Source organism: Paracoccus versutus, from assembly GCF_000763885.1.
Lineage (GTDB): Bacteria > Pseudomonadota > Alphaproteobacteria > Rhodobacterales > Rhodobacteraceae > Paracoccus > Paracoccus versutus.
This window is the reverse complement of the sequence record NZ_JRKO01000101.1, coordinates 1-10,811: the sequence shown is the minus strand read 5'-3', so window position 1 is coordinate 10,811 and position 10,811 is coordinate 1. Positions and strand designations below refer to the sequence as shown.

Annotated in this window: 10 protein-coding genes and 3 pseudogenes; 7 read left to right on the top strand and 6 right to left on the bottom strand. The window is 63.4% G+C overall.

Annotation, left to right across the window (positions count from 1 at the left end):
* Positions 1-261: 261 nt before the first annotated feature.
* A pseudogene (locus IT40_RS29800) lies at positions 262-467 on the bottom strand (transposase); the annotation flags it as partial.
* A 391-nt stretch (positions 468-858) separates the two neighbouring features.
* Here IT40_RS29800 and IT40_RS28120 point away from each other — a divergent pair.
* Together IT40_RS28120 and IT40_RS29045 are read left to right on the top strand one after the other, a co-directional pair.
* Positions 859-1,020, top strand: a pseudogene (locus tag IT40_RS28120) (IS110 family transposase); the annotation flags it as partial.
* A pseudogene (locus tag IT40_RS29045) lies at positions 1,017-1,159 on the top strand (IS5/IS1182 family transposase); the annotation flags it as partial. The pseudogenes IT40_RS28120 and IT40_RS29045, both read left to right, overlap by 4 nt.
* Here IT40_RS29045 and IT40_RS25230 read toward each other — a convergent pair.
* From IT40_RS25230 to IT40_RS25220, 3 genes are all read right to left on the bottom strand, one after another.
* On the bottom strand, positions 1,137-1,457 hold the full coding sequence (locus IT40_RS25230; protein ID WP_052096323.1) for a hypothetical protein: 321 nt from the start codon (positions 1,455-1,457) through the stop codon (positions 1,137-1,139). The pseudogene IT40_RS29045 and the gene IT40_RS25230 sit on opposite strands and share 23 nt — an antisense overlap.
* Before the next feature lie 542 nt (positions 1,458-1,999).
* Positions 2,000-3,859, bottom strand: coding sequence for a DUF927 domain-containing protein (locus tag IT40_RS25225; protein ID WP_036760938.1), 1,860 nt, complete (start codon positions 3,857-3,859; stop codon positions 2,000-2,002).
* A 606-nt stretch (positions 3,860-4,465) separates the two neighbouring features.
* Entirely contained in the window at positions 4,466-5,539 is a 1,074-nt protein-coding gene (locus IT40_RS25220) for a hypothetical protein (protein WP_036760935.1), read from the bottom strand.
* Between the two features lie 124 nt (positions 5,540-5,663).
* Between IT40_RS25220 and IT40_RS25215 the strand changes: the two genes are divergently transcribed.
* A complete protein-coding gene (locus IT40_RS25215) occupies positions 5,664-6,425 on the top strand; it encodes a hypothetical protein (protein WP_116171333.1) in 762 nt (253 codons plus the stop codon).
* A 1-nt stretch (position 6,426) separates the two neighbouring features.
* Positions 6,427-7,002, top strand: a complete 576-nt coding sequence (locus IT40_RS25210) for an Ivy family c-type lysozyme inhibitor (RefSeq protein ID WP_036760930.1) — start codon at positions 6,427-6,429, stop codon at positions 7,000-7,002.
* 139 nt (positions 7,003-7,141) lie between these two features.
* Here the strand turns inward: IT40_RS25210 and IT40_RS25205 are convergent, their stop codons facing one another.
* Positions 7,142-7,720, bottom strand: a complete 579-nt coding sequence (locus IT40_RS25205; RefSeq protein ID WP_036760927.1) for a hypothetical protein — start codon at positions 7,718-7,720, stop codon at positions 7,142-7,144.
* Between the two features lie 203 nt (positions 7,721-7,923).
* Here IT40_RS25205 and IT40_RS25200 point away from each other — a divergent pair, with 203 nt between their 5' ends.
* Positions 7,924-8,142 (top strand): helix-turn-helix domain-containing protein, encoded by a 219-nt coding sequence (locus tag IT40_RS25200; protein ID WP_036760924.1) that lies wholly within the window; start codon positions 7,924-7,926, stop codon positions 8,140-8,142.
* A gap of 293 nt (positions 8,143-8,435) precedes the next feature.
* On the opposite strand, the gene IT40_RS28115 is transcribed toward IT40_RS25200, so the two are convergent.
* A complete protein-coding gene (locus IT40_RS28115) occupies positions 8,436-8,603 on the bottom strand; it encodes a ribbon-helix-helix protein, CopG family (RefSeq protein WP_116171332.1) in 168 nt (55 codons plus the stop codon).
* A gap of 121 nt (positions 8,604-8,724) precedes the next feature.
* Between IT40_RS28115 and IT40_RS25195 the strand changes: the two genes are divergently transcribed.
* A complete protein-coding gene (locus tag IT40_RS25195; RefSeq protein ID WP_052096322.1) occupies positions 8,725-9,261 on the top strand; it encodes a hypothetical protein in 537 nt (178 codons plus the stop codon).
* Positions 9,262-9,419: 158 nt separating this feature from the next.
* On the top strand, positions 9,420-10,586 hold the full coding sequence (locus IT40_RS25190) for a hypothetical protein (protein WP_036760921.1): 1,167 nt from the start codon (positions 9,420-9,422) through the stop codon (positions 10,584-10,586).
* Positions 10,587-10,811 lie beyond the last annotated feature (225 nt).

The following is a 10,811-nucleotide window of genomic DNA, read 5'->3' as shown; positions in this document are numbered from 1 at the left end:
CGGGCTTGCGGTCGGGCATCGGCGCGGTTCTCCTGTCGGGCCGTGCAGGCCCCTGCCCCCGATGGCAACAGACCGGCGCCGCGATTTCAACGGACAGCCTGTCGGCCCGTCCTGGACAATCTGTCCGGCATTCCTGGCCGTGGCGTCGCCATGCAGCTCGAATGCACAAAAAAGCGCTCCCCGGTCTTTTTCCGGCTGTGTCCCGTTGGTAATTACAAACTCCCACAAGCCTGATGTAACCCTTGCCTGATGCTTGTAGGGTCAGGGCTCGTTCTCGGACCATAACCAGAAAATAACGGTTGCGGCGAGGGCTATTGCGGAAAGGAAGACCTTCGGACACCTGTCATAGCGGGTGGCAAACCGGCGCCAATCTTCAGTCTGCCAAACATGATCTCGATCCTGTAGCGGCGCTTGTCGTGCTTGATGCGTTTGCCACGCGACTTCCGGCCTGGAATGCAGGGCCTTATCATCTGGGCGATCCCGCGCGCGTCATTGCGGTCGGTTTTGTTCACCTGTGCCTTGAGGATAGCCTTTGCGTGGCGCGTCTCGATGCAGATCACCGGAAGGCCGGCCTTGGCCAAGCCTTCGAACAGCCATTGGGATAACGGGCCAGCTTCCAGCCCGATCCGCTCAAAGCGGACGCCCACACCATTCAATGCGCATCCTCCGGGTGGCTGTTGACTTTGAACTCCCGGTAGATCCGGCCATCCTCATAGACGATGCAGATCGCGGTCTCATTTACCGATAAATCCAACCCGGCATAGTGCTTCATGCTGCGCGGCGTTGATGCTGTGACCGCCCCCCGACGGCATCGACGTGCCAAGATGGGTCTGTGATTATCCACAAGAGAGAGCGGTCATGTCGAAGATTACCACTGTCGGGCTCGATCTGGCAAAGCATGTGTTTCAGGCCCATGGGGCTGATGGATCTGGGCGCGCAGTGCTGCGCAAGAAGCTGCAGCGCGACCAGGTGCTGGATTTTTTCGTGCGGCTGCCGGCCTGCATTGTTGCCATGGAAGCCGAGCCGAGGCAAGGATGCGCTGCCTCAAGGCATTCGGCGCGCGCATCGCCGCAAGAGACCCAGACCGCCAAACCGCCGAAATCGAGGTGAGCACCGCGTCGCACTCATGAACCGCTTCAATGCCCTCGGCACCGCCTAGATCGTCCGCGTGGCCTGAACCCGAAGAGGCAGGGGAAGTCACGCCTCAATCCGAACTTCTGCAACAGTGCCTCGCCCCGGGCGAAGTACTGGCTGGTAAAGATCATGGCGTCTTCGGACGGGCACTCGCCGATGACGACCGAGCGGTCGAAGCCGTCGGCATCACCGAGACCATCATAACGGGCGGTACCAATGCAGGAGATGCGCAGGGGCAGCCTCTGGGCATGGTGCAGCCGGGGCAGCACCTGCCGCGACAATTCGCCGATGATAGCGAAGGCGGCCTGGCGGGATAGGGTCATGGGGAATACTCCGCGACAGACGGCGGAAGCCTCTCTCCAGCCTGAACCCGTCACGACATCGTGGCCTTCGACGCGGATCGCTGCCAGGGCCCGGCCACAACGATCCGTGCCCTGACGCAGGATTCCAACGCACCGCCATGCAGGAAGTCGGCGATCCCTTGCGAGGCGATTTTCAAAGAGGCGGGCAAATCAGGGTTTTCGAATGGAAACAAGACGGTGCTTTGCCCGCGACAGGTGTCGGATTCCCCGTCCTTGGCGATCCGACCGGGGCGCAAACTGCTCGTATTGCCCGATAACATGGCGAAACGCCCCTCGCCCCATATTATCGAGCTTTGTAAAATGCTCCTGTTTCGTCTGTGAGGCCAGCCAAGCTGGGAGATGCTTGAAAGGGCATTATTGGGGGCGCTCCCCCCCTCGAGGAGATGAGAGCAGACAGACGGTTTTTATTCCGACACCGAATGATGCCGGAAAGCCTGCTTGCGGCGGCTCGGAAACCGCCACGATAAACATCTAACGCGTGGCGGGGTGCAGCGCCTGCACGACTATCCGCCTTCGATCCTCTGCCGGTCGAGGCGATAGACCCGTGCCCTGTCCGGATCGACACAGCGGGGAAGGCGATACTGATACGACCTCTGCTCACCTCCGGGAACCAGCAGGCCCGCATCGCCCAGAAGCTGCACCGCCAGACCGGCCGGCATGCCAGCGGCGATTTCCGTCCGGAAGGCCTCGATGCCGAGATAGATCCAGCGCCCATCGCACCAGCCGATCGCATCCGGATCCGGCTCGCCTCCGGGTGGGCACAGACGGTGACGGTTCTGGCGCAGGTATCCGGCCAGGCGCGCGGCCATGGCCTCGGCGGTCGACGGCGGACGCGCCGCATGGGCCCGGTGCCAGATCACCGCGATCTCGACGAGAGCGCTGGTCGCCGTGCCCTTCCGCCAGGGCATGACGCCGAGCCGGCTGCCGATTTCGCCGGCCGCGGCGATCAGGGCCAGACGGTTCAAAACCCGCAGCACCGGACCCTCTTTCGCATTCGGAGGCAGCCCGATCGCTGCCAGCATCAGGTTGCGCAGACGCGTGACCATGGGGCGCAGGGTGTCCTTCAGCGGGCTGTGCTGCGCGATGATCCTTTGCACGAATACCGGCAGCACATGTCCGTAATGCTCTCTCGCAGCACTCTGGAGCGCCTCGGCAAAGGCATGGCCCGAGCCATGTCCATGCAACGTCCTGAAGAGGCCGAACTCCCATGACCGCGCGGGAATGTCGATCAGGCGGACACCGATCCCTTCGGGCATCCGGATCCGGACATCGGCCAGGATCCGCTCGATCGGCTTCTCCGAAGTGGAGAGCAGCACCGTCCGCCAGTGCGCCGTCTCCTCAAGCGTCAGCTTGCGGTTGCCGCGCGCCCGGCCCGTGCCGTTGCCGATCATGTAGAGGGCCTCGACGATCGCGGGTGATGGCTGGGCCGGGAATTCATCCAGCATCAGCGTGCCGTCATGGGCCTGCTGGCAGATGAGCTCCAACGCGGTGTTGGTGGCGGTCCAGCGGTCAAGTTCGGGCGGACCGATGCAGCTCTGCGCGATGATCAGGACGGTGGTCTTTCCAAAACTGGTCGGGGCGTGGAAATTCAGCCCCAGCGTCTCGATCCCGGCATGTTTCAGGAGCGGTCCGGCCAGCACCGCGGAGATGGCGCAGATCAGCGCCGGATTGCCGGTAGCCAGACGGCCGACGCTGTCTTTCCAACCTTCCAGAGAACCCGAAGGCGGCGCAGCGCTGCGGGCATGGATCAGTTCGACCGTCTCACCGCGCTGCGGTTCCGCCGAGAGCAGCTTGCCGTCCGGCAACAGATAGGCGGGTGCCACATCCGTCTCTGCCATCCAGCCGGGCCGCGAGACCGAAAGGATCCGGGCCTCCACCGGCCAACGGCGGATCAACTCGATGATGTCATTGCGGTTGCCCTCGATCGCAAGCCCCGACGAGATCAGCTGCGCACAGACGATGCGCGGCTTGCCGAGGATATCGGCCTCGGAGATGGTTTCCCGGCGCAGGCACCCATCGCGGTCGAGAAAGCAAACACGCCGACTCCAGTTCCTGCCGCTGCCATCGCGGGTCAGGGCCTCGACCCGCAGGGGCCCGCACATCGGCACCCATTCATCATCGATGCCGCCATAGCCGAGCATCTGCTCTCGGGGAAGATGGGTCCAGAACGGCGGAAGCTCCTGGCACATAGTGGCCAGGAAGGCGGCGATTTCCGGGTCATGATGAAGAGGAACGGGCAGCCCGGCCTTGGTCGTCTCCTCAGTGACACCATCCGACTGGGTGGCTTGCCCGGCCTCGGTCGGCGGAGGCGGGGTTTCGGCGAAAGCACTGTGGTGTGCGTCGATAAGATTGTTTTCCGGCATGAATTTTTCCGTGCAAGGCGCGGGACTGCGCCATCCCCACCATGATGTGCCGGGCTGATATGCAAGTCAGCGGCCGGGATGCGGGATATTGTGGACAACGGCACCAGATGCCCGAATTTTGGGGATAACCCGCATGGGCAATGATGATGACCCGATGGCAGAAGGAAGCGGCGGTCACCGCGAATGCAGAAAATCCGGAGAAATCGCCCTTGGCCATCTGCGGGTCCGTTGGACCTGTTGGACCATTGGACCGGGCTGGGCGGTGCCAGGCCGTGCGGATAAAGGCTGTGGCAGCAACCCGGGTGTCCAACGGTCCAACTGGTCCGACGGACCAGAATACAGGCGTGCCTTGAGCCCGCCTCAGGCGAGGGTCCCGCTCGTGATGGTGCAATCCCGGGCTGGGCCCCGGAACTACAAATCGCATGTTCGGTCAGGGGATGACCGCGACACCCCCCATTTCCAGATCGATCGCGGGGATACCCCCCATCTCTCCGGCCACAGCCAGCAGCCTGCTCGGCCCGCCTCGCCAAGGGACGAGGATTGGCGGATCCTGTTTTCAGATTTTCGGGGATCGTTCCACGGATGACCTCAGCTTTTCACATGTGCTCACCGAACCCTAAACCGCCAGTCGATGTTCAGGCCGATCTGGCTGTCGTCATGGAATGCGATGTTGCTGTCGGTCTTTGCACCGTAGATCGACAGGCCGATATCGTCGCGGACCCGATACGACAGGCTGGCGGACCGGATGTGCTTTTCCAATGCCTGCCCCAGAAACTCACCACCCCGGTTCCGCTGGGCGCCAAGGGTGACCGACGCCGGGCGGCCTGCCAGCATGATGCCCATGCCGATCCAGAGCCGCTCACGCATGACGTTGGCCTGTTCGACCCCGCTCCCTATCCCGGCACCGGCCAGGAGGGCGCGACCGCCGGCCAGCGCCGAGGTCAGCGACAGGCTGGCGACGTCCTGCCGGTAAGGGATCGAGGCATCATGCCAATCGTGCTGAAGTTCCACTGTCAGCTCATGGATGCCGACGCCCGAGAAAAAGATGTGGTTCAGGCCGAGCCGGGCACCATGGCGGCGACTGTCGCCAAGGTCGATCCGCCGCCACGTCCCGTCCAGACAGCCATAGCCCCAGCGCGCATGGCTGAACATATGGTGGGCGCAGGCCGATACCCCCACCGACAGTTTCGACATGTCATGCTCCGGGGCCCATGCCGCATCGGCGTTGGCCAAGAGCGTCAAGCCGGTCCCGCCGCCAAGTGCCATGCGCAACGCGCCGTCAGCCCCACCTCCGATCAGCACGCCGCTGACCGCTTGGTATTCCTTTCCGATGGCAAAGGGGAGCCCGGCATAAATGAACTCCGAATTGCCATATCCGCCGTTGATATTGCTGTCCCAGGTCAGGACCGGCACAGCCCTGAGGCTGTGGCGCGTGATCGTGCCTGCACGCGCGCGCACCCCCATGCCGTGAAGAATCTGCGCGCGCATGGCGCGGGCGGCGGGGGGCAGGCCCGGGTCGGACAGCGCAAAAACCATCATGCGCTCGGTCCCGCCCAACTGAATGGCCCACACCATGTCCGCAAAATGGATTTCGGCAACCACAACCTGCGCGGAAACGATCTGGATCAGGGCGGCAAGCAGCAGGGAAACGATGCGGGGCATGGGGTTCTTGGTGTTCATGGCGGGTGTTGCCCTACCTCACGCCAAGTCAGATTAACATACTTTACTATGTATTTTTGCTTGATGCCTGCACGTGAATCGGGGACACAGACTGTGATTATCTCGACCGATCCAAAGGCACCCCATGATTTTTTCCCCTAAACTTCTGTCTCTTGCACCGCTCGCCCTGTTGACCGCCTGTGGCGGCGGTGGATCTCAAGGTGGTGGCGCGTCCACTCCCGCCCCCAGGCCGGTCGCAGGCGCGCCGGTCGCGACCGATGCCGCGACGCTGCTGGCCTGGACGAGGGATGGCGGCAGGACCGCGGAATTCGAGAACGGCGTGATGCGCACCCGCCGCACGCTGACCGTCGATGGGGTGCGCCACTCTGCCTATGTCGATGCCGTGCCCGGCTATGGCGACGCACGGGTGACCTATACCGACGGTTCGGGCGAGACGGTCTTTGCCCTGGTGGACAACGCCGCCCCGACCGGTGCCGCACCGACCGGCGTCTATACAGGCGAGGTCGACGCCGTCTGGACCCCGAGCGCCGGGATCGGCGCGCAAAGCGGCACCGGCCGGATGGCGATCACCCTCGATGCCGCTTCGGGCGAGGCCTGGATCGATTCCATCATCGGCGGCACGAACAGCAATGTGCAGTTCATGGGGGCTGCAAAGGCCTCCGGCGGCAGGCTGAGCGCCGATGATCTGACTGCCCAATATCGTGACGGCGAGGGATACTTCATCCGCAACGAGGAAGCCGTTGTCGATGGCCGTCTGATCGCCGGGCACGATACCGCCGCCATCATCGGCACGATTGGCGCCGACAGTGCCAGCGCGGGCTTCACCACCGGCCTTCACCCGGAATATGCGGCAGAATTGACGGCCGGTCAGGCAGCGGATCTTTGACATGCAGCTTCGTCATCTTGTCATTGCGCTGGCTCTGACCGCATCCCCCACCTTCGCGGAATTGCGGCCGGAGCATCAGGCGCTGATGAGCCGCTTTGCCGCCCTGCGCCATGAATGCGTCAATGCCGGGCTCAAAGGCCCGGCCTGCGACGAGGCCGAGGGTCTGGCAAGGCAGCTCGCTGCGGCGGGGATCTGCCACCCCGCCGAACAGGATCCCTATTACTGCAAGGACAAGCACGCTCCGGCACAGGATATCGGTCGCTTCCATGAGGTCGCAAACTCTGCCGCCATCCGGCCGCGGATCGACCGGCTGATCGCGGGCCAGGACAAATGGGTCGACTTCGTCATCACGAAGGGCGGCGTTGAAGGCCCCGGACGCGTCCGGACGATCGCCGGGCGGCCGTGGCGGCTCTATGCGACCTGCCGCCAGCATGCCTGCTCGGATCAGGCGATCAATATGGCGGTGTCGCCGGACAACAGCACCGTCTATCTGTATCTGCATGGCACGAAACAGCGACCAACCCTGCTGGGCAATCCGCCGGACAGCGTGAGGTCGGCACTGATCGACATGAACTGAAGAAGAAAGCTGCCCCACATCAGGGTGGGGCGGCCTTTTTTATGAATCTGCTATCACGACAATTGCCGAAGCGCGTCAGAAAGTTCGGGCGTAGGCTGGGCCGGGCGCTGATGTCACGCCCGGCAATCATGTTGTTTCGTTACCGCGGGTGCGTCAGATAGTTGAACAAGGCCGTCGCCTTGTCCTCATCAAGCGCCGAAGCAAGGCGAACCACCTTGCGTCCATGGCGGAGGTTGACCCGATAGGACACGGCCGCGAGACGCCGCCGCCACCAACGGTTTGCGCTCATCGTTGCGGATTGCGTGGCCATCGCAACTGCACCGCCGACGACCACGCCCGAAGCGACGGTGTCGCCCTCGCGCGCATTGTCGACGAAGACCTCGCTGATCTGGCTGATCGGATAGAGCGTCGATCCCTTCCGGATACCCTCATCACTGATCGTCAGCACGAAGGGCCGCCGCCGGAACATCTGCCAGCCCGCCGTAATCGCGACAGGCAGGAGAATGACCGGCAGGAGCCAGGCTTCCGTCTGCGGGTTGATCATCGGCATGATCAATGACCAGATCCCCACCGACATCAGAAGCAACCAGACGAACACCGCCAAGAGCAGAGCGACCCCGAGGCCCGAGCCCCGCACCGTCAGTTTGGTTGACCCCTCGTCCTGCGGTTCGATCTCGAAGCCTTGATCCAGACGGGCGGTCTTCAGTTTGGCAGCCATGTGTTCTCCAGCAATGCGTATTTCAGTCGGAAACTCTTCGACGGTCGGCGCAGCGAAGCGGGAGGATCGAGCATGCACAGCGATTCTGAGCATGGTGGCATTCGCCCCTCCCTGGCCTCGACCACTGCCAGACCCATCAGATTCCTGCGTATTACATATTATAGTGCGTAAAAAAGAAAGCCCTGAACTGCGATGCCGGCCGCATGGATATGCGTCGCCTCGTCGGTCGGAACTTTGCACGCCTGCGCCAGGAGCGGGGCTTGACGCAGGAGCAGGTCGAGGAGCGTTCCGGCTTCAGCCAGCAATACATCAGCGGCCTCGAACGTGGGCATCGCAACCCGACCGTGATCACGCTTTACGAATTGGCCCAGGCCTTGGGCGTGAGCCATGTCGAACTGGTCAGGCCGCCGGAAGAGGCCTGATCCAAGTTCTGCTGTTAGCTCGGACAGGGCTGCAAAGCATGCCCTGTCGATGAAATTGAGGACCCGCGTCGGGCCTTGGTAATCCGATATCGAAGATACGGTTGCCCCACCTGCTCTGAGGCTGAGCGTGTGCCGCTTCCGAAGCTCGATTCTTACGTTTCCGGCCCTTCAGCAGCACGCCGCGCCAACCAATCCGCCATCACGCGCCGCACCACTTCAGGACGCGATGGCAAATCAGCTTGTTCCCTTCGATAATCATCAATCGCGCGCAGCAGTTCCCGGGCCTGTTAGCGTTAGCGTTCCGGATTTGTGATTTCCAGCCACTGGACCAGCGCCCGCCGTATCATTTCGGGTCGCGTTGGCAGGTCCGGCTCATCGCGGCGGCGGTTGTCGATGGCCTCTATCAGTTCGCGAGGAAGCCGAAGATTGATCGCTTCTGTATCCTTTTTAGGAGGGGCCAAGGGTTTTCTCCATTCTCGATATTGACACCACGATACCGATGTGCCATATTGAGCAGGCGAAGGCAAGAGATCCTACCCTCTTGCCTCGCCCTGACCACAACTGATCCTTGGGAGATCACTCATGGCTATTCACACGCCTATCATTTCGCCGCGGCTTTCGGAAGCGGCGCCGTCGTTTCGCTCGACTCCCGTCACCATCCAGTTTGGCGCCATGATGCGCGATCTTTCCGCCTATATCGAGGCGGAGCGGGATCTTGAACACTGCGATAGCTGGGATCCGGCCTGCGATGCATGGATCCGCGATGCCGAGCGGGCCCGGGTGCGGGTGCTGGACGGGATCAGCGCGCTGCGCGTTGCGCCGACTTGCCGGCGCGAGGATCTGCCTCTCAAACGCAGCGCCGAGTTGGCGCGGATGCTGATCGAGAGCGACAGCCCGCAGCAAGTCCGCGATATTCTCGCCCTGCCCGACCGTTTCCCGAGTTTCTTCCGCTGTGCCGGTGATAGCCCCGCAGCGCGGCGCGTCGACCTGATGATTGCTGCCTTCCAGCAGCATCTGCGCAGCCTCGCGACCCTGTCCGATTTCACGGGGATGATCGAGGCGGACCATCTCGCTATCGAACCGGACGCGTCCAATCTCATGCTGGCGCCCGCAGCCTGATCGCCCCACATATCTGACGACTTGGGCGCCCATCACAGGTGGGCAGCCACAGCCGCGCACCTGTCCCATTTCTTCCGCCACCGGCTCCTGGTCGCACATCCTGCGTGCGCCCGAGGTCTGGCTTCATCTTCTCCATCCTGTTTTCGGGAGGACTTCCTATGTCCAAGACCACCTGTTCCTCGCACGACACCCGCGCCCCGCTCTCCGCCACTGACCTGCCCCTCGTCATCCATCCTGGCGAACTGCATGCCCATTGGGCCGATGCGGCGCGGAGCAAAGGCTTCACCCTGATCGCCCGCGTTCGCGACCGCCTGCATGTCGCGCTGCACTGCCAGACCTGTCGCGGGGTCCATGTGGCGCGCCACTCCGTGGTGATGACCGCGCAGCCCTTGTGCCCGCACTGCATCGAGACCCGGTGGCGCGCGACCGCCCTCGCCGCTGGCCTGACCTGGCTCGGCCGGGATGCGCACCGCCATTACGGCCACTATCGCTTGCCCTGCGGGCATGCGGCCCGGCGCCAGTTCAGTTTCGTTGAACGTGTCGCATCCGGCGAAGTTGCCGCGCGCTGTGAGACCTGCCTTGTTCATCGCGAGGAAGCCGAGGCGCTGCGGTTCGGCTGGACGCGCCTCGGCCGCGATCCGCAGGGCAATCCGAGCTACCGGCTCTATCGTCACAACTGCGGACACGAGCAACGCATCGCTCGCGCCAATCTGCAATGGGGCCAGTGCGACTGTGCCGGCTGCGGGCAATCCTGGACCGCCAAGCCCTCCTTTATCTATCTCCTCGAGATCCGTCATCCTGGAACCAGGAGACGCTATCTCAAGCTGGGGTATTCTTCCCATCCCGCAAGGCGTCACAAACACCAGCTGGGACTTCCCAAAGATACCGAAGTCGAGGTGCTCCGGGTCGTGGCCATGCCGACCGGCCACGATGCCTGCGCCCGCGAGAAGGCCGCCCATACGCGCCTCAAACGCGACCATCCAGAAGCCGTGGTTCCCAACCCGGAATACGCGGATCTGATGAATGTCGTGTCCGAGATCTACCGACCCGAGGCCCTTTCCATCCTTCACGAGACCCTTGACCGGATCGAGTCGGAGGTCGCCACAGGCGCGTGCATCCGGACTCCGAATGACCTCTCCACCCCGTCCCGGAGCGCGGGTGGCAGCGATCCGGAAGCCGCACCCGATGACCCGGAAGCGCGCACGCCTGCCGCATCGGCCACCCGGCCTCCGGAACCATCCCACCCGCGCCACAAACCCCGGCCCGCCAGAGTAGCGCGGGATCACCACCCGATCCTGCGCCGCCATTGGGGCCTGACCGTGTAACGGGGGCCGGGACGGGCGTTCCAGATCACGCGACGAGACCATTTCGCCGATCCGGATGACCCCTGCGGCCGGACAAGCGCCTGCGCGTCTCACCGCGATCCGGAAGCCATGCCGCGCCGAAAGAATGTCAAGGCTGCCTTGCCGCCCGCATCCCGGACTCCGGATCCAAACAGCTTCGACACCCCCGAACCTCGAAAGCTTCCGGATCCCCGCACACCCCGGACC